28 protein-coding genes and 1 tRNA gene are annotated in these 26,791 nt (G+C 63.7%); 18 read left to right on the forward strand and 11 right to left on the reverse strand.

All coding sequences use genetic code 11. The features are described from left to right. A partial coding sequence (gene aroQ, locus VIM61_01715; GenBank protein HEY8899120.1) for a gamma subclass chorismate mutase AroQ occupies window positions 1-425 on the reverse strand: 425 nt, incomplete at its 3' end. A 92-nt stretch (window positions 426-517) separates the two neighbouring features. Between aroQ and VIM61_01720 the strand changes: the two genes are divergently transcribed. Then, window positions 518-1,393, forward strand: coding sequence for a cation diffusion facilitator family transporter (locus VIM61_01720; protein HEY8899121.1), 876 nt, complete (start codon window positions 518-520; stop codon window positions 1,391-1,393). Window position 1,394: 1 nt separating this feature from the next. Here the strand turns inward: VIM61_01720 and VIM61_01725 are convergent, their stop codons facing one another. Beyond that, window positions 1,395-2,066 (reverse strand): hypothetical protein, encoded by a 672-nt coding sequence (locus tag VIM61_01725; protein ID HEY8899122.1) that lies wholly within the window; start codon window positions 2,064-2,066, stop codon window positions 1,395-1,397. Window positions 2,067-2,126: 60 nt separating this feature from the next. Beyond that, window positions 2,127-3,326, reverse strand: a complete 1,200-nt coding sequence (locus VIM61_01730; protein ID HEY8899123.1) for a sensor histidine kinase — start codon at window positions 3,324-3,326, stop codon at window positions 2,127-2,129. A gap of 182 nt (window positions 3,327-3,508) precedes the next feature. On the opposite strand from VIM61_01730, the gene VIM61_01735 reads away from it, so the two are divergent. From VIM61_01735 to VIM61_01750, 4 genes are all read left to right on the forward strand, one after another. Beyond that, window positions 3,509-4,135, forward strand: coding sequence for a superoxide dismutase (locus VIM61_01735; protein HEY8899124.1), 627 nt, complete (start codon window positions 3,509-3,511; stop codon window positions 4,133-4,135). Window positions 4,136-4,279: 144 nt separating this feature from the next. Continuing rightward, window positions 4,280-4,708 carry a hypothetical protein gene (locus VIM61_01740; GenBank protein ID HEY8899125.1) on the forward strand — a complete coding sequence of 143 codons (429 nt, stop codon included), beginning with the start codon at window positions 4,280-4,282 and terminating at the stop codon, window positions 4,706-4,708. 73 nt (window positions 4,709-4,781) lie between these two features. After that, window positions 4,782-6,020 (forward strand): LL-diaminopimelate aminotransferase, encoded by a 1,239-nt coding sequence (locus tag VIM61_01745; GenBank protein HEY8899126.1) that lies wholly within the window; start codon window positions 4,782-4,784, stop codon window positions 6,018-6,020. Between the two features lie 29 nt (window positions 6,021-6,049). Then, on the forward strand, window positions 6,050-6,553 hold the full coding sequence (locus VIM61_01750) for a hypothetical protein (GenBank protein HEY8899127.1): 504 nt from the start codon (window positions 6,050-6,052) through the stop codon (window positions 6,551-6,553). Between the two features lie 99 nt (window positions 6,554-6,652). Here the strand turns inward: VIM61_01750 and VIM61_01755 are convergent, their stop codons facing one another. Together VIM61_01755 and VIM61_01760 are read right to left on the reverse strand one after the other, a co-directional pair. After that, entirely contained in the window at window positions 6,653-7,762 is a 1,110-nt protein-coding gene (locus VIM61_01755; protein HEY8899128.1) for a DUF4394 domain-containing protein, read from the reverse strand. Window positions 7,763-8,205: 443 nt separating this feature from the next. Beyond that, a complete protein-coding gene (locus tag VIM61_01760) occupies window positions 8,206-9,375 on the reverse strand; it encodes a hypothetical protein (GenBank protein HEY8899129.1) in 1,170 nt (389 codons plus the stop codon). Window positions 9,376-9,463: 88 nt separating this feature from the next. Between VIM61_01760 and VIM61_01765 the strand changes: the two genes are divergently transcribed. Then, window positions 9,464-10,303: a sulfite exporter TauE/SafE family protein gene (locus tag VIM61_01765; GenBank protein HEY8899130.1), complete on the forward strand. Its 840-nt coding sequence runs from the start codon at window positions 9,464-9,466 to the stop codon at window positions 10,301-10,303. Further along, entirely contained in the window at window positions 10,300-10,659 is a 360-nt protein-coding gene (locus VIM61_01770; GenBank protein ID HEY8899131.1) for a DUF1634 domain-containing protein, read from the forward strand. The genes VIM61_01765 and VIM61_01770 overlap by 4 nt, the downstream gene beginning before the upstream one ends. Window positions 10,660-10,665: 6 nt before the next feature. On the opposite strand, the gene rfbD is transcribed toward VIM61_01770, so the two are convergent. Next, window positions 10,666-11,559 carry a dTDP-4-dehydrorhamnose reductase gene (gene rfbD, locus VIM61_01775; protein HEY8899132.1) on the reverse strand — a complete coding sequence of 298 codons (894 nt, stop codon included), beginning with the start codon at window positions 11,557-11,559 and terminating at the stop codon, window positions 10,666-10,668. Window positions 11,560-11,789: 230 nt separating this feature from the next. On the opposite strand from rfbD, the gene VIM61_01780 reads away from it, so the two are divergent. The 3 genes from VIM61_01780 to VIM61_01790 are packed head-to-tail and all read left to right on the forward strand — an operon-like array spanning window position 11,790 to window position 14,158. Beyond that, window positions 11,790-12,131 carry a YkgJ family cysteine cluster protein gene (locus VIM61_01780; protein ID HEY8899133.1) on the forward strand — a complete coding sequence of 114 codons (342 nt, stop codon included), beginning with the start codon at window positions 11,790-11,792 and terminating at the stop codon, window positions 12,129-12,131. A gap of 9 nt (window positions 12,132-12,140) precedes the next feature. After that, window positions 12,141-13,850, forward strand: a complete 1,710-nt coding sequence (gene dnaX, locus VIM61_01785; GenBank protein ID HEY8899134.1) for a DNA polymerase III subunit gamma/tau — start codon at window positions 12,141-12,143, stop codon at window positions 13,848-13,850. Further along, on the forward strand, window positions 13,847-14,158 hold the full coding sequence (locus tag VIM61_01790; protein ID HEY8899135.1) for a YbaB/EbfC family nucleoid-associated protein: 312 nt from the start codon (window positions 13,847-13,849) through the stop codon (window positions 14,156-14,158). The genes dnaX and VIM61_01790 overlap by 4 nt, the downstream gene beginning before the upstream one ends. A gap of 96 nt (window positions 14,159-14,254) precedes the next feature. On the opposite strand, the gene VIM61_01795 is transcribed toward VIM61_01790, so the two are convergent. Next, entirely contained in the window at window positions 14,255-15,268 is a 1,014-nt protein-coding gene (locus VIM61_01795) for a 2-hydroxyacid dehydrogenase (GenBank protein HEY8899136.1), read from the reverse strand. Between the two features lie 309 nt (window positions 15,269-15,577). Further along, window positions 15,578-16,450 carry an SDR family oxidoreductase gene (locus tag VIM61_01800; protein ID HEY8899137.1) on the reverse strand — a complete coding sequence of 291 codons (873 nt, stop codon included), beginning with the start codon at window positions 16,448-16,450 and terminating at the stop codon, window positions 15,578-15,580. 200 nt (window positions 16,451-16,650) lie between these two features. Between VIM61_01800 and VIM61_01805 the strand changes: the two genes are divergently transcribed. Continuing rightward, a tRNA-Leu gene (locus VIM61_01805) sits at window positions 16,651-16,735 on the forward strand. A gap of 68 nt (window positions 16,736-16,803) precedes the next feature. Continuing rightward, window positions 16,804-18,633 carry a phosphoenolpyruvate carboxykinase (GTP) gene (locus tag VIM61_01810; GenBank protein ID HEY8899138.1) on the forward strand — a complete coding sequence of 610 codons (1,830 nt, stop codon included), beginning with the start codon at window positions 16,804-16,806 and terminating at the stop codon, window positions 18,631-18,633. Between the two features lie 69 nt (window positions 18,634-18,702). On the opposite strand, the gene VIM61_01815 is transcribed toward VIM61_01810, so the two are convergent. Both VIM61_01815 and VIM61_01820 read right to left on the reverse strand, forming a co-directional pair. Beyond that, entirely contained in the window at window positions 18,703-19,215 is a 513-nt protein-coding gene (locus VIM61_01815) for a hypothetical protein (protein HEY8899139.1), read from the reverse strand. 162 nt (window positions 19,216-19,377) lie between these two features. After that, on the reverse strand, window positions 19,378-20,478 hold the full coding sequence (locus VIM61_01820; GenBank protein HEY8899140.1) for a putative zinc-binding peptidase: 1,101 nt from the start codon (window positions 20,476-20,478) through the stop codon (window positions 19,378-19,380). Between the two features lie 188 nt (window positions 20,479-20,666). Here VIM61_01820 and VIM61_01825 point away from each other — a divergent pair, with 188 nt between their 5' ends. The 3 genes from VIM61_01825 (at window position 20,667) to VIM61_01835 (ending at window position 24,030) form a co-directional block, all read left to right on the forward strand. Further along, window positions 20,667-23,375, forward strand: a complete 2,709-nt coding sequence (locus VIM61_01825; GenBank protein ID HEY8899141.1) for a hypothetical protein — start codon at window positions 20,667-20,669, stop codon at window positions 23,373-23,375. A gap of 16 nt (window positions 23,376-23,391) precedes the next feature. Further along, on the forward strand, window positions 23,392-23,598 hold the full coding sequence (locus VIM61_01830) for a hypothetical protein (protein ID HEY8899142.1): 207 nt from the start codon (window positions 23,392-23,394) through the stop codon (window positions 23,596-23,598). Window positions 23,599-23,679: 81 nt separating this feature from the next. Next, on the forward strand, window positions 23,680-24,030 hold the full coding sequence (locus tag VIM61_01835) for a hypothetical protein (GenBank protein HEY8899143.1): 351 nt from the start codon (window positions 23,680-23,682) through the stop codon (window positions 24,028-24,030). Window positions 24,031-24,038: 8 nt separating this feature from the next. On the opposite strand, the gene VIM61_01840 is transcribed toward VIM61_01835, so the two are convergent. Continuing rightward, window positions 24,039-24,914 (reverse strand): LysR family transcriptional regulator, encoded by an 876-nt coding sequence (locus VIM61_01840; GenBank protein ID HEY8899144.1) that lies wholly within the window; start codon window positions 24,912-24,914, stop codon window positions 24,039-24,041. A 69-nt stretch (window positions 24,915-24,983) separates the two neighbouring features. On the opposite strand from VIM61_01840, the gene VIM61_01845 reads away from it, so the two are divergent. From VIM61_01845 to VIM61_01855, 3 genes are all read left to right on the forward strand, one after another. Beyond that, window positions 24,984-25,667 carry a 1-acyl-sn-glycerol-3-phosphate acyltransferase gene (locus tag VIM61_01845; protein HEY8899145.1) on the forward strand — a complete coding sequence of 228 codons (684 nt, stop codon included), beginning with the start codon at window positions 24,984-24,986 and terminating at the stop codon, window positions 25,665-25,667. After that, window positions 25,664-26,593 (forward strand): DUF2157 domain-containing protein, encoded by a 930-nt coding sequence (locus VIM61_01850; GenBank protein ID HEY8899146.1) that lies wholly within the window; start codon window positions 25,664-25,666, stop codon window positions 26,591-26,593. Before VIM61_01845 ends, VIM61_01850 begins: the two co-directional genes overlap by 4 nt. Next, window positions 26,590-26,791 (forward strand): GDYXXLXY domain-containing protein (locus VIM61_01855; GenBank protein HEY8899147.1); only part of this gene is annotated, 202 nt, incomplete at its 3' end. The genes VIM61_01850 and VIM61_01855, both read left to right, overlap by 4 nt.

The raw sequence follows: 26,791 nt of genomic DNA on the forward strand, positions 1-26,791 counted from the left end.
GAGAGCTGGCCGAGGGAGTCGAGAAGCGCGCCGTTCGCGGCATCGATGTCCTGCCGGACCGCCCCGCCGAGACTGCGCGGGGCGAAGGTTGGGAGCGGGGCGCCGCGTTTCCACTGGCGAATGAGGGCCGCCTGCTCGGCGCAGGAGGCGTCGATCTGGGCCGCAAAGAATTCGCGGGTCCGGATGGCGTCGAGCCCGCGAGCGGCTGCGGCGTGCGTGACCGAGTCGAGGACGGCGGCCTCGCGGGCCGGATCGCGGATCGGGCGGCCGTCGAGGTATTTGATCCAGGCGACTTCGCGCGCAAGGGCGAGCCTCCTGCCCATGTCGGAGACGAGTGCCGACTCGGCTGCGGTGAAGGTCGCGGGCGGCGGCGTGGCGCAGGCGGAAAGCGCGAGCAGGCAGAGGAGAAGCGGAAGGCGAGGCATGACGACACTCGATCTAGCCGGGGCGGAGCGGGCGCACAAGGCGACGGGGTTTGGACTGGCGAAAGGCGCGGAGTCTTCTAGCGTCGCGGGAGATGCAGCCCTCTGCCGATGTCCTCAGACTCGGGGTGATCAGCCTCTTCGTGAACATCATCCTCATGGTGGTGAAAATCGTCGTGGGCTGGGTGGGCAATTCCTACGCGCTCATCGCCGATGGCATCGAGTCGGCGAGCGACATCTTCACGTCGATCATCACGTGGACGGGATTCAAGCTCTCGCTGCGCCCGGCGGATCAGGATCATCCTTTCGGCCACGGAAAGATCGAGGCGCTGGCGGGATTGTTCTCCGGAGGGTGCCTGCTGCTCGCTGCGGGATTCATCGCCTGGCACTCGGTGCTCGAGATACGCACACCGCATCACGCCCCGGCATGGTTCACGCTGCCGGTGCTGCTGGTCATCGTCGCGGTGAAGGAAACGCTCTCGCGCACCGTGCTGGCGGCGGGGGAGGAGCTGCAGAGCATGGCGATCCAGGGCGACGCGTGGCACCACCGGTCGGACGCGATCACCTCGGCGGCCGCGGCGGTGGGCATCGCGATTGCCCTGATTGGGGGGCCGGGATTCGAGAGCGCGGATGACTGGGGGGCGCTGGCGGCCTGCGGCGTGATCGTCATCAATGGCGGATTCATCGTGCGCGCATCGCTGCACGACATGCTCGACGGTCGCGTGGCCGACGAACTTGGCGAGGCGGTTGTCGCGGTGGCTCGCCTGGTGGACGGCGTGGAGGGTATCGAGAAGTGCCGCGTGCGGAAGAGCGGCGTGGGCCTCTTCGTGGAGATCCATGTGGAGGTCGATCCCGACATGACCGTCGCGGAGGGCCACAGCGTGGGCCATCTCGTGAAGGATGCGTTGATCGCGGAGCCGAAACTCCGCATCCTCGACGCGGTGGTGCATCTCGAACCCGCCGCGCGCTGAGTTAGAATCCGGCGCGGGCGAGCATGGTCGCGATTTTTTCGTGACCGCCGGTTTCGATGACGTCGCCGTGGCCAACGATCACGCGGTCGAAATCCCACGCCAGCATGGCGTCCATCGAGGCGCGGAACGCGGCCTCGTCCTTCACCGCATGGCGAAACGGGCGGGACATGCCTGGCGAGTGCTCGGAGCCGATGGCCGCGTGGAGGAGCAGGCCGGTCCAGAGCGGCTCTTCGGGACTGAAGTTGAAGGCGAGATCCGCGACGATGAGCGTGCGCGAGGGGCGGTGGAAGAAAACGAATTCGCCGTAGGTCTTGTTGCCGCCCACCTCGAGTGCATCGAGTTCATCGGCCCATTCGGGCGGTGGCGGAAGGATCGGGAGCGTCTCGAAATTGACGGTCTCGGAAAAACCGGGCGGGGCGAGGAACGGGATGTCGGGAAAGATGTCGCGACCGATGCGGGAAAACGTGTCGTGATGACGCATGGCCTCGACGATCCATGCCGGATGCCCAGCAGCGTGGATTTTCGAGACGTCGGCGGGCTCGAAGGGGCCGGTGGAGTGGATGACGAGGTCGCCGGAGGCAAGCCGAATGAGCGTGACGTTGCGCCGAAGGTCCGCCCCGAAAAGCTTGAGCGGGTAGGGGAGCAGCCAGAGATTTTCGGCGAGTTTTTTCATCGGAGGGTCGCGAACGGATCGCGTCGCGCCGGTTCGCCGGATGCTTTCGCGTCGAAGGAATCAGGCCTTCGGCAGGATGACGCGGAAGGTCGATCCCTTGCCGACCTGACTTTCGACCTCGATGCGTCCGCGCAGGAGCGCGACGAGCTGGCGGGTGATTGCCAGGCCCAGCCCGACCCCCGGGGTCGCCTCGAACGGCGTTTTCGCACGGTAGAATTCGTCGAAGATGCGGGATTGATCCTCCGGAGCGATGCCGCATCCGGTGTCGCTGACTTCGAGCCGCCAGTGGTCGGCGTCATGCGGCAGAAACGCGAGCCGCACCTCGCCGGCGGCGGTGTATTTGATCGCGTTGGTCAGCAGGTTCAGGCCGACGCGGCGCAGGAGGTTGCCATCCATGTTGACCGGGCCGAGATTCGGCGCGAATTCGCTGCTGAATCCGAGTCCCTTGTCGGCGGCCGTCGATCGGGCGATCATCACGAGCTCGTCGAAAAGCGCGGTGGGCGACTGCAGCTCGAGGGTGATCTTCTCCGCGGCGGAGGCCAGGAGCGAGAACTCGAGAAGCTGCTTCATCAGGCTGTTCATCGCGGAGATGCTGCGCGTGATGGCGGCGAGCGATTCCTGCGCGTCCGGGTCGTTCGCCGTCGCCGAGCGCTTGAGGAAGCTCGTCATCAGGCCGGCGGCGTTGAGGTGATTCGCGATCTCGTGCGTGATCGTGCGCAGCATGCGCAGGCGGCGTTCGTCGAGATCGAGGAGCTGCACGTTGAGCGCCTCGGATTGCGCGTGGGCCTCCTCGAGGGCCTGGTTCGAGGCGAGTAATTCCGCCTGCTGACGGGAGACAAATCCGGCGGTGGATTCGGCGATGACGCCGTCGAGAATCGCGTGGAGGATGCCGGAGGATTCCAGCTGCACGCGGCGCTCGGATCCGCTCGCGATGTCGAATTCCACCCACGCCTCGATGAGCACGTTGCGCAGGATCGAGACCTCGCGCAGGAGCTCCGGCAGGCTGTAGTTTTGGTCAGCGCGCGTCTCGCCGTGGACCTGGCTCTGGCGGGTCGTCTCGGTGGCGGCGTGCGGGGTTCCGCGCAGGCGATGGATCAGCGCGTCGAGCAGGAAGGGCAGGTGATCGATGAGCTGCTCGCGCGGCAGGTCGTCCGCGGAGGGGATTTCCCGGTCGCGATGCACGCGCATCAGCCACTCGACGGTGATCGCCTCGCGGCGCCGATCGAGGTAGTCGGCCAGGTCAGGATGGGAAACGGACATCGCGGCAGAATGCCGAAGTCGCGCTTTTTTGGCAATTGCGCCGCCGAATCTCACTCGCAGCGACGGCCGCAGTCGAAGCCCGGCGCGAATTCCCAAAGACCAACCGTGTTCTCCGGCCAACTCCGCGCTTGATCGCGCTGCGTCGGGGCTTAGCGTAACGAACGAACCAACCCGATAAAATCATGGCCTACGAACTTCCTGCGCTCCCGTATCCGACCAACGCCCTCGAGCCCAACATCGACACGAAGACGATGGAAATCCACCACGGCAAGCACCACCAGGCTTACGTGACGAATCTCAACAAGGCTCTCGAAGTCGCGCCCGAGCTCGCGTCGAAATCCATCACCGATCTCATCGCCGATCTCAGTGCCGTTCCGGAGGCCATCCGCGGTCCTGTCCGCAACAACGGCGGTGGCCACGCGAACCACTCCTTTTTCTGGACCATCCTCAGCCCGAGCGGCGGCGGCGAGCCGACCGGCAAGCTGGCGGAAGCGATCACCGCGAAGTTCGGCAGCTTCGACGAGTTGAAGGTCAAGGTCGAGGCGGCCGGCGCCACGCGTTTCGGCAGCGGCTGGGCCTGGCTCTACGTGAGCAACGGCGCGCTCGAAGTGGGCTCCACTGCGAACCAGGACAGCCCGCTCATGGGCAAGGCCGTCGCCGGCATCGAAGGCACGCCGATCCTCGGCATCGACGTCTGGGAGCACGCCTACTATCTCAACTACCAGAACCGCCGCCCCGACTACCTCAAGGCCGTCTGGAACGTCATCGACTGGACCAAGGTCGGTGAACTCTACGAGGCCGCGGTGTAAGGCGAACACTCGATAAAATGATCTCCCAAAAGGGCGGACTTCGGTCCGCCCTTTTTGCTGGCTCCGAGGCAAGCCGCAATGGGAAGGGGCGAGGGGACACAATCCCATTGCCAGACGGGCGGGGGGGATTGGTAGATTTTCGGCATGCTTTCCGCTCGTCGTCAGTTTTTGGATGCGTTTCTCGGGGCCCTCGGGGCAGCGGAGATCGTGGAATCGCTCGAGCGGGAGACGGAGCTGCGGGGAACCCTGCGCTTTGCCGAGGATTCCGAGGTGATCGACCTTTCCGGCGACGAAGGCGGCGATTTGCAGGATTTCGTCTGGCCGGTGCGCGAGGAAGACGCGCCGTCGCTGCTCGCGTATCGCATTGCCGACGTGTTGCAGCGGTATCAGCTCGTCGAGATCGACCGGCTGCGGGTGTCGCGGGAGACGCTGCTCGCGATGCTACGCAATGATTTCGACGAGCCGGTGGGCGACGGAGAGTTCGACGAGGCGCTGGGGGAGTTGTTTGCGATCGAGGTCGCGATGGTGGAGGACGGCGCGGAAACGGGCGACGTGTTCCGGATTCGCGAGTAGCGGCGAGGGAATTAGGCGGAAGTTCATCTTCACCCGCCCCGGCAAACCCTGTTAATCCTGTCTCCCTTTTCCCATGGCACAGCTCAACTCGAATTATCTCAAACTCAAGGCCGGCTACCTCTTCCCGGAGATCGGTCGGCGCGTGAAGGCTTTCACCGACGCGAATCCCGAGGCGGCGAGGCGCCTGATCCGTTGCGGCATCGGCGATGTCACCGAGCCGCTCCCGCTCGCGGTGCGCGAGGCGATGCACAAGGCCATTGACGAGATGGGCACCCGCGAGGGCTTCCACGGCTACGGCCCCGAGCAGGGCTACGAGTTTCTGCGGCATGCCATCGCGGAGAATGACTATCGCGCGAAGGGCCTGGAGGTCGCGGACGACGAGGTGTTCGTCTCTGACGGCTCGAAATGCGATTGCGGCAACATCCTCGACATCTTTGGGCACAACAACCGCATCGCGGTGACGGATCCCGTCTATCCCGTCTACGTCGACACGAACGTGATGGCCGGTCATACCGGCGAGGGCGACGAGAGCGGCCGCTACGCCGGGCTCGTTTATCTGGAATGCAACGCGGAGAACGGCTTCGTGCCCGCGCTGCCGACCACCCCCGTCGACCTCATCTACCTCTGCTATCCGAACAATCCGACCGGCGCCACGGCCACCCGCGCGCAGCTCGAGAAGTGGGTGAACTATGCCCTCGACCACGATGCCGTCATTCTCTTCGACGCCGCTTACGAGGCCTACATTCAGCACGCGGACGTGCCGCACTCGATCTACGAGATCCCCGGCGCGCGGAAGTGCGCGATCGAGTTCCGCAGCTTCTCGAAGAACGGCGGATTCACCGGCACGCGTTGCGCCTTCACGATCGTGCCGCACGATCTCCTCTGCCGCACCGACTCGGGCGAGAAGAAGCCCCTGCACCCGCTCTGGAACCGTCGCTTCAGCACGAAGTTCAATGGCGTGAGCTACATCACGCAACGCGGCGCCGAGGCGCTCTACTCCGCCGAGGGCAAGGCGCAGATCGCCGCGCTCGTCGAGCTCTACATGGGCAACGCCGCGATCCTCAGCGCCGCGGCGAAGGACTGTGGCCTGGAGGTCTACGGCGGCGCCAACGCCCCTTACATCTGGGTGCGCGGCCCGAAGGGGATCACGAGCTGGGAGATGTTCGACAAGATTCTCAACGAGGCAAATGTCGTGATCACGCCCGGCAGCGGCTTCGGCCTCTGCGGCGAAGGTTACTTCCGCATCTCGGCCTTCAACAGCCGCGCGAACGTCGAGGAGGTCGCCCGCCGCATCAAGGCTCTGGGCTGGTAATGCCTTCGAGATCACCTAGGATCACCTGGATGAAATCGCCGTTTATTCCCATCGTCGCGCTGTCGCTTCTTCTCCCGGCCGTTCCTGCGGTCGTCGCCCGGGATTTGCCCGCGATTTCCTCCGGGGCTTACAAATATCGGTCGAAGGTGAAGGACGGAACGGGTTACATCTCCGAGAATAACCTTGGAAGAGTGAGGTTCAGCCAGCGGAAGTCCCAGATTGCGATTTCCGTAACGTGTAGCAACTACCGGATGTTCCTTCTTTTCAAACGAAACGGGCGTTACGCCTTCGAGTGTAAAGCGCTCTCGGCCAAGGCTGGCGATATCCGCCGTGCGGGCAGCTGGAAAACGCGTAAGAATGGCTCCGTGGTCGCCACTTCCGGGAATGCCGGTCTGAAGACCCAAGAAATCTTTTATTTCCCGCTCGCTGGTCACCGGAACCCTTCAGCCTGGCTGACGATCGATCGGACGGATGACGTCTCCCATGTCGTCCGGCGCGAACGTATTTTCGCTCGTTGGCTGCATCGGGATTAACCGTCGATGGCGGCGTGACAGCCACCTACTGAGCTAAAATCAAAGGCCCCGGGGAATCGATTCCCCGGGGCCTTTTGCTAGAAAGAAATTTCGGACGGCTCAGGGGGCTTCGTCGACAGTTACCTTGATTTTCGCGGGCTTGGACTGGACGCCGTTGCCCCCGGTCGCGATGACGGTGATCTTGTTCGTGCCGGGCTTCAGCTTCGCCTTGAAGCTCCATTTCGTGGTGCCCTTGGCCTTCTTCAGCTTACCCTTGCCGATCTTGTATTGGACGAGGTTGACGCCCGCCTTGGAAGTCGCATTGCCTTTGATCTTCAAGGAACGCGCGGTTGTTGTGATCTTCTTCTTTCCGCTGACCTTGACCGTAACCGATACCGGTGTCGGAAAGCTGGTGGGCTGAATCGCAAGCGCGCGAATCGACAACGTTCCCGGTGTTCCGGAAATGTCGCCGATCAGGCTGAAAGTGCCCGAAGTCGACACCGTGAAAAGCTGTGCCTTGTTTGCTCCTCCGCTGGTGTTGAAAAAGGCGGCGAGCATCGTGCCTTCGCCGTAGTCCAGACCGGCGGGTTGGGAGAAGGCGGCGTTCATGGGCGTGGGCAGAGCCGAATAGGTGCCCGTCGAAATATTCGTAGAGGTATTCAGTCCGTCGTTGTTTTGCTCCAGAAAGAAAATCTGGGTCGTTCCTCCGATAGGGGCCGTGAGGTAGGCAGAGCCATTCAGGGCGGGAAACCCCGTGAGCTGGGTCTGCGCCGTCGATGCAAGGGTGTTCGGATCGACCTGGAAATTGTAGAAGAAGTTCAGGATGCGCAACGTGTCCGTTGCGGGATCGAAACCGAAGAACCAGCCGTTGTCGCTGCCGGCGAGAATCGACGCAGAGAGAGAGAGATTCCCGATGAGGGTTGCCGCGGCGGTCGTCGGATTGATCTGGAACAACTTCGCCTGGCTGCCGTCGGTGCCGAGGGCCCAAAGGGTGCCAATTCCGGGTGTGGTGGAACCCGCCCGGGCGGTCGTCCGGAAATCTAGCCCCACGATGCGAAAGCCCGCCGGAAGACCGGTGATTGCCGTGGCCGCCGCGGCTGTCGGGGACGCGGTGTTGATCTTGTAAAGCATGTTCGATTCGTTGACAGCGAAACAGGTTGCAGCTTGGGCCTGGGGAATCGCGAAGGCCATCGAGACGGTGAGGAAAGCAAGGACAAGAAGTCGTTTCATGGTCTGAATGGTAGGGGGAATTTGAGATTAGGGGCAATCTTTACGTGTATTACTAATAATTTGCAGGAGTTGCTTTTCAGGGGTTTTGAAGTTGGAAGTTCAGCTGTCGAAAATGATAGCCGGATCGTTGCGCTCATGCTCAATGGGAAGCGCGCAAATATCTCAATCTCTCACTGGCGACACGGGCATGTCCGTGGGAGGGTGGGCGCTCGATGTCCGCTCACCCTCGCAAGCCCAAACGCTCTCGGGCCACAGGTTCCGTCTGGAAGCGCACGCGCGCGGAGATGGAGCGCGCCCTGCGTGAACTGTGCACGGAGCTGCGGAATCCGGTGCCGGCCGAAACCGCTCGATCCACGCGGACCCGGGGAAAGGGCTCCATCTCGGCAGCGTGAGGCAACCAAGCTCCTGATTCAGGCGGCGTAAGCGGGACGTGGTGGTCTGTCTTATTTGCGGATCACGGTGATCACCGTATCCGCAGAGCTCCCTTCGGGACCTTTCGCATGGATGAGGATTTCGTTCCTGCCGCGTTTGACATGTGCCCTCACGGTCCAGCTGGTAGTGCCTTTGGCTGTCTTGAATCCGCCCGATCCGCGGACGCGATACCGCACCGAAGTCACTTTTCCGGTGGCCTTACCTTTCACGGTGACAAAGGGTTTCCGGACGGTCCGTCGAGTTTTGCCGGAATAGGTAATGCCATTCGACCGAGCCTTCGCGGTGCCGGCAAATCTCGCATAGCTGACGCGGCTTCTCAGGCGCTTGGGAGCGGCCTGAACGGCTCCGGTTTCGAGGTCGAAGACGAAGAGCTGACGTTCGCTGGTGAGAACGCATCCGATTCCCTCGGCGACGTCAGTCGAAAACGTGTCTCCATAAAAATCCGGAAAGGCATTGGAGACGAGCGTCCTCGTAACGCCGGTGACAGGATCGATGGAGACAATATCACTGCTATTGCCGCCCCCGCGAATGCCTACCAGTTTTCCCTCGGGAGCCAATGCCAGCGGGCCGCCGTAAGTCAGCTGGGTTCTTGCGAGGATCTGGCCGCTTTCGAGATCGAATCGGAGGAGCTTTTTGGAGTCGTCGATAACATAGCCGATTCCGGAAGCGCGATCCGAGATGAAAGATCCACCCCAGAATTCGTGCACCGCGTTTGCGATCAGAGTCTTGGTCGCTCCGGTTTTCGGGTTGATGGTGATGATGTCATAACCTTCGCCCGACTTGTAACGCATGCTGATGAGTTGATCGTCGGCGCCCAGCGCCATCGGGCCGCCGTAGGTTCGGGGCAACGCTGGCAGAACGTTGCCGGTGGCGAGTTCGTAGCGGTAGAGCACCGTCGATGTGCTGAAAGTGGGGGAGAAAACGGTGGAGGTGGCGAGCACGTAACCGATGCCCGCCTCCGGATCGGTAATGAAGGAGCCGCCCCAGATGTCTTCGAAAGCCGAACGAACGAGAGTTCTTTCATTTCCAGTGTTCGTATTGATTGCAACAATATCGTAGGCATACCCATTGGGAGCCCCGGGAGCGTTCTGAACAAAACGGAGACCAACAATTGTCGCCGCTTGAGAAGAAGTGGAAAGGGCGACAAAGGTCGCGAAGACGGCGCAAAGGAGAGGTTGCATAGGATTAAATGGCTGGATAATTCTGATACGTGGTTTGTCGGTCTCGCGTCGAGACTTCAATCCGTTTGCATGATTAAATTGCTGTCGCATGCACGAACTGGGCTTTGATCTTGCGATTGGCGCGGCGGCGTTTGTGGCCGGGACGCTCGGGGCAATGATCGGGCTCGGCGGTGGAATCATCATCACGCCGGTGCTCGTGCTTTTTTTTCACGTCGACATCCGTTACGCGATGGGTGCGGCGCTGGCCTCGGTGATCGCGACGTCGTCGGGAGCGGCGGCCGCCTATTTGCGTGATGGCGTGAGCAATATGCGCATCGGCCTGTTCCTTTGCGTGGCGACGACGCTGGGTGCGGTCGGTGGGGCGATGGCCGCAGGCGTGGCGGACGCGGCGTTGCTTTCGCTGATTTTCGGGGTCGCCCTGCTGGTGACGGCGGGGCTTTCGCTGCGCCGAAAGGAAGATTCTGCCGGCGTGGCGCTGCCGGTGAATCCCGTGGCCGCGAAGCTGCGGCTCGACGACGCGTTGCCGACTCCGACCGGACCGCAGCCGTATCACGTGCAGCGGGTGGGATGGGGGTTCCTCGTGATGATCGTGGCCGGCGTGCTTTCGGGGTTGCTGGGGATCGGTTCCGGTGCGTTCAAGGTGCTCGGGATGGACCAGATCATGCGGATCCCGTTCAAGGTCACGACGACGACCAGCAATTTCATGATCGGCGTGACTGCGGCGGCGAGCATCGGCATTTATTTGAAGAACGGCTATCTCGATCCCGTGCTGGTCTGCCCGGTGGCTCTCGGCGTGCTCGCCGGGGCGTTCGTCGGGGCGCGGCTCCTGCCCTACGTTCCGATTGCGGTGCTCAAGATCGTCTTCCTGATCGCGATCTCGGCGATCGGCGTGCAAATGATTCTCAACGGCCTCCCCTCGCACCGATGAAGGAATCCCACCTGCGAAATGTCCTCGCCCGGGTGATGCTGCTCGGCGTCGTGCTGGCGGCGGCGACCATGCTGGCCGGTCTGGTGGTTTTTCTCGCGCATCACGCGGGCGAGCCGACCGGGGACCGCAAATTCACCGGCGAGCCGTCCGATCTCACGCATCCGATGGCGATCTTCCGGGCTGCGCTGCGCGGCAACGACGATTGCCTCATGCAGGTTGGCGTGCTGCTGCTGCTGATCAATCCCCTGGTGCGCGTGGCGCTGGCGGCCTGGGGCTACGCAGCGTCGCGAGACCGGCTTTATGCGGGGATCTCGGCGGTCGTCCTGGGCGTGCTCGTCGTGAGCTACTTCGTCTGACCGAGCCTAGCAGGGCGGATAGTCGCGGAGGTAATCCCACACGGCGTCCTGCCACGGGCGCGGCTCGATCTTCGTCACCTCGGTGAAGCGCTTCGTCGACATCACCGTGTAGATCGGGCGCTCGGCGGCGAAGGTGTCCATTTCCTTGAGCTTGAGCGGCTTCACGGTCGTGGTCTTGACCGGCAGGCCCAGCGTGTCCGCGCAACGCAGCGCGTGCTCGCCAAATTCCTGCCACGAGCACTGGCCGGCATTGCAGAGGTGATACATGCCGCCGGGCGCGTCGACGCCGATGAGCGCGGCAAGCCATTGCGCGACATCGCTCGTGTAGGTCGGTGTGGACCATTTGTCGGCGACCGCGGAGACGTGGGAATCCCCCAGCGCGCGGGAGAGGAGCATGTCGATGAAACTTGGCTTCTCCGGACCGAACACCCACGACACCCGGGCAACGATGGCCGTTGGCAGCGCAGCCAGCACGCCGAACTCGCCGTCGGCCTTGGACAGGGCGTAGACGCCGAGCGGGCTCGGGCGCGAATCCTCGTCGTAGGGTGTGCGCTGGCGGCCGTCGAACACGTAGTCGGTGCTGATGTGGATGAATCGCGCGCCGATCTTCGCGCAGCGTTCCGCGATGTAGCGGGCCGCCACGGTGTTCGCGAGGCGCGCCTCCTCGGGCTGGCGCTCGCAGGCGTCGACGTTCGTATTCGCGGCGCAGTTGATTACCCAGTCGTAGCCCTTCTTCGGGCCGAGGGCGCGGTCGATCGACCCTGCGTCGAGCAGGTCGAACTTCGGGCGGGCGAAGCCCTGCGCGGTGAACAGCGTCTCGCCGTCCGGACCGGAGGTGGTCCATTTTTTCAGCAGGTCCGCGCCGAGGCGGCCGCGGGAACCAAGGATGGCGATCTTCATTTTCCGGCGCCGCCTCGGCGGACGGCCGCGCTGCGGGCGCGTTTTTCGAGGTTGCCCGCTCCCGTGGCCGCAGCCACGCTGGGGACGAAATTCCGCCACTCATGCTCCCAAACGAAGCTTTTGAAATTCCAGCCGAGGCCCCTGCGGCCGGCGGTGACGAAAAGTCGCATGAAGGTGCTTCTAGCAGAAATTCCGCCGCGGCGGCAATCAGGGGATCGTCGGAAAAAGACGTGTGGTATCAGTGCCAGCGCTGCGGAAACTGCTGCCGATGGCCGGGCTTCGTGCGCCTGAACGACGCCGACATCACCGCGATCTCGGGATTTCTGGGGCTCGACGAGCTCGATTTCATCGACCGCTATACCCGCCTGCGGCCCCGGCGCGACGGCCTTGCACTCATCGACAAGCCGAACGGCGAGTGCGTCTTTCTCGACGGCATCGATTGCCGGATCCAGGCGGTGAAACCACATCAGTGCGCCGGATTTCCGAACGCGTGGAATTTCCCGGGCTGGCGGGACGTTTGCGAGGCCGTCGAGATCACAACGGGTTCGACAATCGCCGCCCCGCCGCGATAATTGGCCGCCGTGAGTTACCGCGTTTTTGCCCGCAAATATCGTCCGCAGACCTTCGAAGAGGTGGTCGGCCAGGGCCACATCACGCGCACGCTCGAGAACGCCATTGCGCAGAATCGTCTCGCGCAGGCTTATCTTTTTGTCGGGCCGCGCGGGATCGGCAAGACCTCGACCGCCCGCATCCTGGCCAAGGCGCTGAACTGCCAGAAGGGCCCGACGATCACGCCCTGCGGCGTGTGCGACGCCTGCCGCGAGATTGCCGAGGGCAACAGTCTCGATGTGCTCGAGATCGACGGCGCCAGCAACAACTCCGTCGAGCACATCCGCGAACTCCGCGAGAATGCCGCCTACGCGCCCGCCCGCGGTCCCTACAAGATTTACCTCGTCGACGAGGTGCACATGCTCAGCACCGCGGCGTTCAATGCGCTGCTCAAGACGCTCGAGGAGCCTCCGGCGCACGTGAAGTTCATCTTTGCGACGACCGAGGCGCAGAAGGTGCCGGCGACGATCACCAGTCGCTGCCAGCGCTTCGACCTGCGGCGCATTCCGGCCGAGCTGATTGCCGGCCATCTTCAGCACATCGCGACGCAGGAAAAGGTCGTGCTCGAGCCGGCCGCCGCGGATGCCGTGGCCAAGGGGGCGGACGGCGGCCTGCGCGATGCCGAGTCGATGCTCGACCAGCTCGTGGCCTTCTGCGGCGACAGGATCACGGCCGAGGACGTGCTCACGGTCTTTGGCTTCACTTCGCAGGAAACCGTCCAGGCGCTTTGCGACCATGTTTTCGCGAAGGATGCCGGCGCCGCGCTCGTGCTGGTGGCCGGGCAGGCTGCCGCGGGCAAGGATCTCTCGCGTCTCGCCGGCGACGTGATCAACCACCTCCGCGATCTGCTCGTGCGTTCCGTTCAGCCCGGCGCCGCTTCACCGTTGCCCCGCGAGCGACTGCTCACGCTGCTCGACCATTTTTCCGAGGCGGAGGGCCGCCTGCGCTGGGCCACCGACAAGCGCCTGTATTTCGACGTCGCGATCATCAAGGCCGTGCACCTTCTCGACGAAGCCAGTCTCACCGACGTGATCGATACGCTCGTCGCGATCGGGGGCGGGGAGCCGCTGCCCGAGCGTCCGAAGCAAACCGCTGCGCCGGCTCCCGTCCGCCGCGAGCCCGTGGCTCCGCCGCCATCGCCCAAGGCCGCGCTGGAACCGGTCGCCGCGCCTGCGCCCAGGGTCGACGCGGCGCCGATGGCTCCGGCCGTGCCCGAGTCCTCGCCGTCGGTCGTGGCCGAAGTCGAGGACGAGCCAGAGTCCGTCGTGCCCACGCCGTCCGACGGCGAGGGCATCTGGCGCGAGGTCGCCGCCACGCTCACGGCCGAGTCGCCGATTCGTTTTGCCTGGCTCGAGCGCGGGGAGTTCGTCGGCAGCGCGGCGGGCAAGTTCCGCGTGCGCTTTCCGGTCTCGTTGCACGAGGAGACGGAATCCCTGTTCTGGGAGGATGTGCGTCGCCGCACGGAGGCCATTCTTGCCGGGAAGGTCGGCGAGAAGGTGGAGCTGGCGTGTGAATTCACCATCGAGGAAGTCGAGGTCGCGCCCGAACCCGAGCCGGAGGACATCGCGCCCGTGGCGGAAGCCGCGCCCGAACCTCCGAAGGACCCGATGGAGGATTTCAAAAATGATCCGTTGATCCGGATGGCCCTCGAAAAATTCAAAGGAACCCTACTACCCACATGAATATCGCAAAAATGCTCAAGCAGGCCCAGCAGATGCAGGCCAAACTCGCGGAAACCCAGGCGGAACTCGCCGAAAAGACGTTCGAGGCGAGCGTCGGCGGCGGCAAGGTCAAGGTCGTGGCCAACGGCGGCGGCGAAGTGCTTTCCATCAAGATCGATCCGCAGGTCGTCGATCCGCAGGATGTCGAAATGCTCGAGGACCTCGTGCTCAGCGGCGTGAAGCAGGCCATCGAGGACGCCAAGAAGGCCGCCGGCGCCGAGATGGGCAAGCTCACCGCGGGATTGAACATTCCCGGGATGCCTTTTTAATCGGCACTGACGGGTGCGATCCAGGCGATCGCGGATTTTGGCCATGTTCGAGGTCGGGGGTTGGCCTGCTGTCAAAGCCGCCGCCCCGTCCCCGCGTTACAGCGCGGTCGACTCGAGGAAGTCCTTGCCCTCGGCGAAGCGCACGAGGTTTTCCACGGTGACCCGTGAAATTTCGTTGAGCGCTTCTCGCGTGAGGAAGGCCTGATGCGCCGTGATGAGGACGTTCGGAAACGTGAGCAGTCGGGCAAGTTCGTCGTCCTCGAGCACGAGGCCGGAGAGATCCTCGAAAAACACGCCTTCCTCCTCCTCGTAGACGTCGAGCGCGACGCCGCCGAGGTGGCCGCTCTTGAGCGAGGCGATCAGCGCAGTGGTGTGGACGAGGCGGCCGCGGCTCACGTTCACGAGCATGGCGCCATGTTTCATCCGGGCGAGGAATTGCTCGTTGATGATGTGATCCGTCTCCGGCGTGAGCGGGGCGTGCAGGGTGACGATGTCGCTCTCCCGCGCAAGGGTGTCGAGATCGACATACTCCACGCCGGCGCGCGCGGCCCATTCGGTGTTCGGAAAGGGATCGAACGCGAGGACCTTCATGCCGAAGCCCTTGAGGATGTCGCCGACGATGCGGCCCGTCTTGCCCGTGCCGATGAGGCCCGCGGTCTTGCCGTAGAGGTCGAATCCCACGAGTCCGCTCAGCGAGAAATTGAGCTCGCGCACGCGAACGAAGGCGCGGTGCGTCTTGCGATTGAGCGTGAGAAGAAGCGCGATCGTGTGCTCGGCCACCGCGTGTGGCGAATAGCTCGGCACGCGCGTGACGGCGATCCCCAGCTCCTTCGCCGCCTTCAGGTCGACATTGTTGAAACCGGCGCAGCGCAGCGCCACCATGCCCACGCCCGCCTTCGCGAGCTCCGTGAGCGTCTCGCGCCGGAGGTCGTCGTTCACGAACACGCACACGGCCTTCGCGCCAGCCGCGGTGAACGCAGTCTCCGGCTCGAGGCGGAATTCATTGAAGCGCAGCTTGAGCTCCTCCGCGCGGGCAGCCGTGCCGAGGTATTCCCGGTCGTAGGGCTTTGTGTCGTAGACGGCGACTTTCATCTCGGGTTCAGCGCTCATCCCCACACAAAAATCCGGTGCCACGACCAATCACAAGCCATTTTCCCGCCCAGGTCGGCCGGGCAGTGGCGTGCAAAGCTACTGATCCGCGAGCGCGATCAGTTTAATACAACCATCCTGCAAGCGAAACGCGATAACCTCGCATGGATAAAGTCGTTGTGAGTCCAGTCCTCTTGGAAAAGTCGGTTCGAAAAGGAGCCTCGAAGAGTGCGAAAGAAACGCTCCCTTCGCCGCCGGAAGTGGTGCGGCCGCACGAGATTGTTCGCCGGGCCAGTCCGCTGACGCGTTATTTCGAGTGAAGGGCGACGATCAGATCGGCATCTGTCCGCCGGTGGCTCCGTAGATCTCCCCGGTCACGTAGCTCGCTTCTTCACTCGCCAGGAATACGAAGATCGGAGCGATCTCGGCGGGTTGTCCCGGTCTCTTGAAAACCGAGGTGGAACCGAATTTACGGGTGGCTTCTTCCGGCATTGTCGCAGGAATCAGCGGCGTCCAGATGGGACCGGGAGCCACCGCGTTCACGCGAATCCCCCGTTCGATGGCGTGGGCGGCAAGAGAGCGGGTAAAGCTCGCGATCGCCGCCTTGGTGGCCGCGTAGGCGATCAGGTTCTCGCTGGGATCGAACGATTGAATGGACGCCGTGTTGATGATCGAGCCGCCCGTCGACATGTGCGGGAGCAGCAATTTGCAAAGCCGAAACATGGCGAACACGTTCACCCGAAACGTCTCTTCGAATTCCTCGTCCGGGATCTCGAGGAAATCCTCGTAGGTGCGCTGGAAAGCGGCGTTGTTGACGAGAATGTCGATCCCGCCAAATTCCGAGAGCGCTTTTCGGGAGACCTCCTCGCAAACCGATTTGGAGCCGATGTCGCCGGGCAGGAGAACGGCTTTTTGTCCGGCCTCGCGGACGAGGCTGGCCGTGACCTCGGCGTCGTCGTGTTCGTCGAGGTAGCTGATCGCGACTCCCGCGCCTTCCCGGGCAAATGCAAGGGCCACGGCGCGGCCGATCCCGCTGTCCGATCCCGTAATCAGCGCGCGTTGGCCCGTGAGTCGTCCCGTGCCCACATAGGATTTTTCCCCGTGATCGGCAAGGGGCGCCATCTCGGCATCCGACCCGGGAGGAACGGTCTTTTCCTGAGGAAAGGGCGGGGAAGGGTATTTGAAGCGCGGATCGGAGTTCATGTCGGGAGATCGCATGCCGGAGAGCCGCGGTCGGTCAGGGGTCTCGCCGATGCAGGCGTGCGTGGGAAATTGGCAGGGACGAGGAACTCGGTGGCGGGAGCGGTGCGCCCGAACGCGAAGCCCCGGGGAAATGCGCGCACGTGGGGGCAAAATCGGTGTTGCGCTAAATCCGGCGATGGAAAACTCTCACGACCCATGCCGCCGGTGTGGCGAAATGGCAGACGCAACGGACTTAAAATCCGTTTTCGCGAAAGCGGAGTGTGGGTTCGAGTCCCACCACCGGCATTTTTTGGAATTCTATCGGCCGCCATTCCGGGTAAGGTCCGGACACGCTTTTTCACCGCCGAAATCCTATGCCCGCCGCCGCCGACCCGACCCGACCGCTCACCAAGAACAAGAATCTCCTCAAGTGGATCGACAAGATGGCTGCGCTCCTGCAGCCGGACTCGATTCATTGGGTCGACGGCTCGCAGGCCGAATACGACGCGATCTGCGCGCAGATGGTCGAGAGCGGCACGTTCATCAAGCTCAACGAGGATCTCTGGCCCGGCTGCTATTACGCCAAATCGGATCCCGGCGATGTGGCCCGCGTGGAGGACCGCACGTTCATCTGCTCGCTTTCCAAGGACAACGCCGGCCCGACGAATCACTGGGTCGAGCCGTTTGAAATGCGCCGCAAGCTGAAGACGCTCTTCACCGGTTGCATGAAGGGGCGCACGATGTATGTGCTGCCGTTTTCGATGGGGCCGATCGGTTCGCCGATGTCGCAGATCGGCGTGCAGCTCACCGACTCGCCCTACGTGGTCGTGAACATGCGCATCATGGCGCGCATTGGCCTGCCGGTGTTCAGGGAAATCGACGCGAACGCCAAACGCGTGGTGCCGTGCGTCCATTCCGTCGGCGCACCCCTCGAGGAAGGTCAGGCGGATGTCCCGTGGCCCTGCAACAAGGAGAAATATATCGTCCACTTCCCGGAGACGCGCGAGATCTGGAGCTATGGCTCGGGCTACGGTGGCAACGCCCTGCTCGGGAAGAAGTGCTTTGCGCTGCGCATCGCGTCGAACATGGCCCGCGACGAAGGCTGGATGGCCGAGCACATGCTCATTCTCGGCGTCGAGAGTCCCGAGGGCGAGAAGACCTACGTGGCGGCCGCGTTCCCGAGTGCCTGCGGCAAGACGAACTTCGCGATGCTCATCCCGCCGGTCCATTTTCAGGAACAGGGCTGGAAGGTCTGGACGATCGGCGACGACATCGCGTGGATCCGCCCGGATGCGTCCGGACGTCTGCGGGCCATCAATCCCGAGGCCGGATTCTTCGGCGTTGCTCCGGGCACCTCGGAGACGACGAATCCCAACGCGATGGCGTCCCTCGCCAAGAACACGATTTTCACCAACGTCGCGCTCACGCCCGAGGGCGGTGTCTGGTGGGAAGGCATGACCGAGGAGCCGCCCGCGAAGTGTCTCGACTGGCAGGGCAAGCCCTGGACGCCGGAGATTGCGAAGGAAACCGGCGCCAAGGCCGCGCATCCGAACGCGCGCTTCACCGCGCCGGCCTCGCAGTGCCCGACGATCGACGCCGCGTGGGAGGATCCGGCGGGCGTGCCGATCGAAGCCATCATTTTCGGAGGCCGCCGCGCCACCACGATGCCGCTCGTCTACCAGGCCTTCAACTGGAGCGCGGGGGTTTACATGGGCGCCACGATGGGCTCGGAAATGACCGCCGCCGCGGCGGGAACGATCGGCAAGGTCCGTCGCGATCCCATGGCGATGCTGCCTTTCTGCGGTTACCACATGGGCGACTACTTTCGTCACTGGATCAACATGCAGCGCACGCTGGCGGAGACGCCGCGCATTTTCCACGTGAACTGGTTTCGCAAGAGCGAGGGGGGCAAGTTCCTCTGGCCCGGTTTCGGGGAGAATATGCGCGTGCTGAAGTGGATAGTCGATCGCGCCCGGGGCCGCGGCCGCGCCAAGGAGACGCCGATCGGATGGCAGCCGCGTTATCAGGATCTCGATTGGTCCGGCCTGAAGTTCTCGCAGGAGGATTTCGAGGCTTTGCAGAAAGTCGATCGCGCGGCCTGGCGGCAGGAAGTGATGGGCCACGAGGAGCTCTTCCTCGATTTGCACAGCCACCTTCCGAAGGAACTCATCTACGAGCGCGAGCTGCTGATCTGCCGCCTGTAGTGACTCGCGGCCCGCGTGGAATGGCGACCCGCGGGCTTTCGCGGGAGTGGAAAAGGCTCCCGCGGGAAATCAGGCCGCCGTGGCAATCCGGTCGCGCTCGGTTGCGGGCGGCAAAACGGTGAGGGGACCCGCCGCGGTGGCGAGGTCGGACTCGGGGGCGACGGTCGCGAGGAATTTGCGCAGGCGGGAATTTTCCTCCTGCGCGATGACGAGGTCGTTTTGCACGCCGGCCATCACGTCATTCATCGCCTCAACTTCGCGGAAAACGTGATTTAGGATGGGACGGCAAAGGGCATACAAAGCTCCATAAAGGACACTTTGCACCGGAAAAAAAGTTGTGAGATTTTCCGGCAAAAAGGACTTCAGATTCGAAAATGCGAGCGAGCCGAGGAAATTCGTGGCGAGGATGGCCGCGCTGAAAAAGGCGATTTCCCGGAGAGCTGCCAACAGAGAGAACCCCTCCCTGTTGTGGTCGCGACTCATTCTCGTCGCAAGAATAGCTACTAATAGAACGACGAGCGGAGCCGCCGATAGGCTAATAATGGCAAAGGCCGCGGTGACACTTGATGAGATGATTTCCACGGAAATCTGCTTTCGGCAAATTTCCCCGGTAACTCAAGGCTTTTTTGCAGGAAGCAAAGGGCCGGTTGCCACGATTTGCACGCTGGAGCCGGCCCTTTGGTAAGCCTTAAGAAAGTCCGGTCAGTTCGCCATTCTGGCAAAAAATGATTCGCTAGTTTCCGTTTAGGATGCCCCGGCAAGATGGGGCTCGCCGGTGAGATGAGGCACCCCGTTTGTCTTCGCATTGACAATCACATTGTGGACGAAGCGAAGTTTTTCGATCGCTGGCGAGGACAGCACGAAGGGATAGCCATCCGACAGGCCGAGGCCGCGGTTGAGGTTGTTGAGCACATAAGTGAGGGGGAACCACGAATCCATCAGCGTCCTGAAGGACTGCGAGGGGTCATCGTTGGGAATTTCCAGAGACGGTTCGTTGGCCCGGTCGGGATGCATCGAGAGCCCGCAGGTCGCGGCGGTCTCGATGGTATCGGCCATGTGCATATAGTGCGCCCAGGTCTCGGCCCAGTCCTCCCACGGATGGGCCGTGGCGTAGGACGTGATGAACGAGTCCTGCCAGTTGGCGGGCACGCCGTTCTGGTAGTGCTGTTGAAGCGCGATGTCGTAGTCGAAGCGTTCGTCGCCGAAGAGGGCGCGGAAGGCCTCGAGCTGGGCGGGATCGGGCAGGATGAGCTGGTCCCAGTAGTAGTGACCGATCTCGTGACGGAAGTGCCCCAGCACGGTGCGGTAGGGTTCGTGCAGGGCGAGGCGGCGCTTCTCGCGTTCGGCGTCGTCCGCCTCGGCGATGTTGAGGGTGATGACGCCTTCATCGTGTCCGGTGAGGACGGAGGCGAAGCCGGGCACGTCGCCGAGGAAGTCGAAGGCGATGCCGTGGTCGGGCGAGAGGACCTTGCTGACGACGGGCAAACCCAGCTTGCGGAGACTGTAGACCAGGCGGCGCTTCGCCACCTCGACGCGGGCCCAGGCTTCCTGATTGCCGACGATGTTCAGGTCGGGAACGACGCGGTTGAGCTGGCAGCAGGGACAGAGATCGTTCGGATCCTCCACCGGGATCGCCCAGTTGCAAACCTGATGCTGGGCGTAATTCGTGCACATCCGGTATCGGGCTCCGTTGCCGTGGCGCTGCCAGAAGCCATCCGGCGCAGGCTCGAGCGAGGCGATGTCGTCGACGTCGGGCAGGTAGGCGAGGGTGCTGCCGCAGCCGACGCAAAACACATTTTCGAAGTAGACCATCTGGTCGCATTTGTCGCAGTGAAAGATTTTCATAAGAGAATGGTTGCGATCATCGCCGAAAGGCGGCGAGCCGACTCTCCGGAACATCCCTGAGAAACCCCTCGGCGGCTTCCCGGAGGGATTGGAAATCCTTGTTTGGATCGAGGAAGTCCATACTCTTCACGGACAAATCATCAATCCCGCGCGGCGTTGGGTGTTTCGGTCGGCGAGGGACTCGCGCCATGAAAATCCCGACCACCTCCACCTCCACCTCCGCCTCGACCGACGTCGATCACCCGTCGCAATCGGTCGCGGAAATCCTCTCGGCCGAGTTACGGGCCGCTGGAGCGGAATTCACGCTTCCGGGGGGCGGGGGAGACGCCGCTGCGGATCTGAAGGCCGTCCATCAGGCGATCCACGCGCTCTCCTCACCGCGTTCGGCCCTCTGTCTCTCGGGAGGAGGAATTCGCAGCGCGAGCTTCGGGCTCGGCATCCTTCAGGGGCTGGCCGGCGCGGGCCTGCTCGGCCGGTTCGACTATCTCTCGACGGTATCGGGGGGCGGCTACATCGGCGGGTGGTTCTCGGCGTGGGTTCATAATCATCCGCGTGGTCAGGCCGGCGTGATCGAGGAGCTGAGCGCCCCGCCGAGTGATCCTCTGGAGCCGGAGTGCGCGCCGCTGCGGCACGTGCGGGCGTTCAGCAATTATCTGACGCCGCGCATCGGGGTGCTTTCGGCAGATGCCTGGACGCTCGGAGCGACCGCGTTGCGGGACATGTTGCTCAACTGGATCGTGCTGCTCTCGTGGCTCGCGGTGGTGCTGCTGATCCCGCGCTTCACGGTGTTTTCCGTGCTGGCCCGGCCGGAGCCATGGATGCTCGGCGCGTTGCTGGCCGGAGCCTTCCTGAGTCTTGCGACCGCCATGGCCTACGCCGGAATCGATTTGCCCAGTCTTGGCAATGATCGCCGCTCGCAGGGATGGTTCGTGCGGCGGTTTCTTCTGCCGATGATGTGGGCCGCGGTCTTTTTCTGTGCGTGGTGGGCGGGCTTTCGCAACACGAGCGCGGAGGCGGGGCCGCTGATGGCCTCGGGTCGCGGGTTGGTGCTCGTCCAGATATTCGTCGGTCTGGCGACGGGCGCGGGATGCGTGGCGGCGGCGGGCTGGCTCGCGTGGCGAGATCGAAGTCGACGCGACTCGAAACTTTCCGGACGGGGACTGGTGCGGATCGCGGGCATGGCGGGCGTCACCATGGTCTTCACCGGCGCGGTGACGGGATTCTTCGCGTGGTCGATCGCGCAGATTTTTCCGAATCCTGCGGAGGCCTCGCGCAATTTTGCCTGCTTTGCGGTGCCGCTGTTGCTCGCGATGTTTTTCGTGGCGAACACCGTCTTCAACGGTGTGACGAGCTGGTGGACGAACGATGACGATCGCGAATGGTGGGGCCGCGCCGCCGGGTGGCTGTGGGCGCTTATCATTGGCTGGGCCTCCCTCCACGCGTTGGTGCTCTGGGCGCCGGGGCTCGTGGCGCAGGTGAAAATCGGGGAGATCGGGAAGGCGGTGCTCGCAGCGTGTGGCGGGGCATTCGGTCTGGCGGCGGCGATCCTGGGATTCAGCCGCGGCTCGGTGGCGAAGACCGAGGGCAGCGCACCCCCGGCATGGGGGCGCCTGCTCGCCGCGGCGGCGCTGGGATTCTTCGTGATGCTTTCGTTCGCGTTGTCGTTGCTGCTCGATGCGCCGAGCGGGCGAATGCTCGAGAATCCGGGCGTGCTCTGGGATGCCGGAATTCGGCGGCAGTTCGTCGTGCTGCTCGTCGCGATCGGCGTGCTCGCCGGCATCGGTGTGGCGATGGGGTTCTTCATCAATGTGAACAAATTTTCGCTCCACGCGATGTATCGGAGCCGCCTGATCCGCGCGTTTCTCGGAGCGTCCCGCGCCAAACGGCAGCCGCACTGGTTCACGGGATTCGATCCGGCGGACAACATCCCCGCGCATCGGCTGAAGCCCGGTCGGCCGTTTCACATCATCAACATCGCGCTCAATCTCGTGCAGGGCGGCCAGCTGGCGTGGCAGGAGCGCAAGGCGGCGTCGTTTACCGTGAGCCGGCTGCATTGCGGGAGCTGGCCGGTCGGCTATCGGCCCGCGGAATTCTACGGGAACGGCATTTCGCTCGGCACGGCGATCGCGGTATCCGGCGCGGCGGCGAGTCCGAACCAAGGCTACCATTCGTCGCCGATCGTCGCGTTCCTGATGACGCTCTTCAACCTGCGGCTCGGCTGGTGGCTGGGAAATCCCGGCCCGCCCGGCGAGCACACGTGGCGGCGCAACGGCCCGCTGCACGCCGCGCTCCCGCTTTTCAGCGAGGCCCTTGGCAACACGACGGCCGCCTATCCCTACGTGAATCTCTCGGATGGCGGTCATTTCGAGAATCTCGGGCTCTACGAGATGGTCCTCCGGCGCTGTCGCCACATCGTCGTCGTCGATGCCGGCTGCGACGCGGACTACGTGTTCGAGGACCTCGGAAACGCGATCCGCAAGATCCGCATCGATTTCGGCGTGCCGATCGATATCCAGGTCGTCTCGCCCAGGCAGGCGGGGGCATGCGCGAGCTATTTCGCGATCGGGACGATCCGCTATTCCGCCGTCGACGGTGCTGGCACCGATGGGCAGTTGCTCTACGTCAAGCCGGTGATTTGCGGCGCCGAGCCCGCGGACGTCGCCCATTACGCCGCCGCGCATCCCGATTTTCCGCACGAATCGACGAACGACCAGTGGTTCACCGAATCCCAGATGGAGAGCTACCGCGCGCTCGGCCAGCATGTGGTGACAACGATCCTCGCCCGACGCCGGCCCGCGGACGTCGCCACGTTGTTTGCGGAACTGGGGACCAAGCTGGAGCCGGTGGCGGATGCCGTTTCCTCGGGCGCGTCGCCCATGCCACCGCGGCCTCGGTGAATCGCGATCCTCAGGTATGAAACATCATATTATCGAACCTGCGGCGAAGTCCGCGACGAGTGTGCCGATGCGTCCGCAGCGGCCCGATAAATTGGAGGCAATCGTGGAGGATCCACTTCCCGAATCGCGGGACATGAGCCGCGAGCAGCAGGCGGCGTTCGTTCCACCGGAGCATGAAGAGGCGCGCGTGCGCGCATCGCAAGGGGATCAGGGGCGCACGTGATCCGAGGATCGATGAGTCCAAATCCGTGCGCGGACCGCATTTTCTGCGCCCGACGGGGAGGTGGGCTGCGAACCCTTTCTGATGAAACAGGAACCGGAAACCAATCGAACCGCGGCGGGCGGGGAAGTGACCGAGGCGATGATTCGCGAGCGGGCGACGGAAATTGCGCGAGCGGAAGATCGTGACGACGCGGGCGCCTCCGACCTCGAGGAGGCGCGGGAGGAATTGATGGGCGGGAGCGACGAACCCGAGGTCGAAGAGCTGATCCCCGAGGACGCTCGCATCGGGGACGGCTCGCCGCCCGGCGAAACCGGCCATCGCGCCGCGCGGAGCGAACTCGACGACGAATCCAGCGCGGCCGAGCAGGAGATCGAGGAAGGGCTCGCCGACGCGGATCTCGACTCCCGCGAGGAATCGCATCGCCACAGATAGCCGGGACGTCAGCGCGAGGCGGCGATCGCGGCGAGTTCCGCGATGAGTTCCTGCGCGGGCGGTGAAAGTCGGCCGGTCCAGAACGCGCCGATGTCCAGTGACGGGAATCCCTTGAGCGGCAATTCGCGCAGGCCCGCCGGCGGCGGACGATGCGGGGTCGAGACGGAAAGGCCCACGCCGAGTCCGGCGCTCACGTAGGGCGCGATCAAATCGGCGGAGCTGATGGCGATCGTGGTCGGCCATTCCCGTCCGGATTTTCTGAGGCCGCGGGCGAACAGGCGGGGAAGGAGTTCGTGGGCGCCGAGGGAGATGAGGTCGACCTTTCCGTCGTCGCCATCCTTGATGGCCGTAGCGGCGGTGAGCCACGGCGCGGATTCCGGCACGAGCAGGACGAGCGGGAGTCGTAGCAGGCGCTTGCACTGGAGGCCGGCGGGCGGAGTGGCATCGAGCACCGTCACGGCGAGATCGGCTTCGCCCCGCAGGATGAGCTGCTCGGCCTGTTTCTGCCCCGCTTCGAGGACCACGAGCTGCAGCCCGGGATGGCGCGCCTTCAATCCGGCGAGCAGCCCGGGCGCATGGTCGCGCATGACTTCGGAAAGTCCGGCCAGGCGCAGCGTGCGGATCGTCTCGCCGCGCAGGCGGGCCTCCAGTTCGGGCAGGCCGCCGAAGAATGGCGCGAGCTGATCGAAAAGCATCCTCCCCGCGGGCGTGAGCTGAAACGGACGGCGGCGGAAGAGCGAAACGCCGAGGTCTTCCTCGAGACGAATGATCTGCGCACTCACGGCGGGCTGCTGCACGCCGTAGGGAATATGCCGGCAGGCAGGGACGATGCCCTCGTGTTTCGCGACGTAATAGAAGAGTTCGAGATGGTGGAGGTTCAACATCGACGTGATCGATGGAATGCCAAAAAAGATCGATTCGGTAAATTTCCGATTTGGGGGCATGCTGCCGCCATGAAGACAACGGAAAGGGAACACCGGAGCTGGCTCGACCGAGGCATCGAACGCGGTGTGCGCGCGATGATCCTCCCGCTGGGCCGGATTTTCTATCGCGTCACGGTGGTGGGAGCGGAGCATCTGCCCGCGACTGGCGGAGCGCTGTTCGTCTGCAATCACGTGAGCTATGCGGACACGATCCCGCTCTCGCTCGCGTGCAATCGGCATTTTCGCTTCACGTCGTTTGCCGGGCTGTTCGATCAACCGATTCTCGGGCGATGTCTGCGGGCGTTCGGATCGATCCCGGTGAGCCCCTCCAGCGCCCGGGAGACGATTCGTCGGGCATCGGATTGCGCGGCGGCGGGCGAGAGCGTGCTGCTGTTTCCCGAGGGGAAGCTGACGCTGGACGGGCGCCTGCAGGAAATCAAGGGCGGCTACGAGTTGATTGCCCGCCGGGCAAACGTGCCGGTGGTGATGGTGCATCTCGACGGTCTCTGGGGCTCGATCTTTTCGTTCGAGGGCGGGCGTTGGTTCTTCAAATGGCCGCGGCCTTGGCGCCGTAACGTCACGGTGACGTTCGCGCCACCGCTGGCTGCGGAGGCGGCAACTCCCGAGCGACTGGAGGCCTTTTGGAAGGCTCGTTCGGAAGCTGCTCGCAGGGAAGTCTGCGTCGCGGCTGCGCCGATGGAGGTGCAGTCATGAAGCTGGAACGCGAAGTGCCGGGGTGGGTCGAGGCGGGGATCATCTCTCCGGCGCAGGCCGAAGCGATCCTGATGCGGCATCCGAATCGGGCCGCCGGCCGATGGATGGTGATTTTTGGGACCATTGGGAGCGTGCTGTGCCTTGCGGGGGTGTCGTTGCTGATCGCAAGCAACTGGCAGGCGATTCCTCCGCTCGTGAAGTTGGGCGGATTGCTGACACTGCTCGCCGGGAGCATGATTTTTGCGGTCGAGGCGCAGGCGCGCGGGGCGCACCGGGCCGGCTGGGAATGCGGCTATCTCGTCGCGTCGGTGTGTCCGCTGCTTGGGCTGGCGTTGATCAGTCAGATTTTTCATCTCGATGGGAAGATGAGTGGCCTGCTGGCGGCGTGGTTCGGCGCGATTGTGGTGCTGCCGTTTGCGAGTCGCAGTGTCGCGGCGTTCGTGGTGCTGATCATCGCGGGCTACGCGTGGCTGGGCACGGGCCTGGACGAACTCTCGTGGCTGAAGCACTTTCGGAGCTTCGCGTTCGTTTACATGGGCGTCGGGGCGGCGCTGGCCGCGGGCTCGCAACTCTGGTTGAGGGTCGGAGCGAAAGTTCAGCGCTCGGTCGGTGAATTTGTTGGCGTGGCGACGGTCGCGCTGATGGGCTGGCTTGCTGGCTTCGACATGACGATGTGGGTGACCTATTGGATCGTCCTCTTCGTGGCGGCGCTCGGCTGGATCTGGCTGAGCCTCGAGCGCGAGCGCCCGCACCAGCTGAATGTCGGGTTTGTGCTCGTGGGCCTGTTGATCGTTTCCACGTTTCTGCGACTTGCCGGGACGATGGCCAATACGGGCCTGCTCTTTCTCTCGGGTGGCGTCGTGCTGCTCGTGACGGCCTGCCTGCTGCAGTTTCTGCGTCGGACCTTGCTCAATCGCCGCTCATGAAACGCATCGTTCTCTATCTCCTGCTGGCCTTTCAGATTCTCGGACTCGTCGCGCTTTACGCGTGGCAATCTCAGACGCCGGGACCGCGCTACCTGCTGCAAACGCGGCCGGTGGACCCGCGCGATCTGCTGCGAGGGGACTACGTGATTCTCGGCTACGAGATTTCCACGCCACCGAAGGAGTGGCGGGACGCGAATC

Source organism: Chthoniobacterales bacterium, assembly GCA_036569045.1.
Taxonomy (GTDB): Bacteria; Verrucomicrobiota; Verrucomicrobiia; order Chthoniobacterales; family JAATET01; genus JAATET01.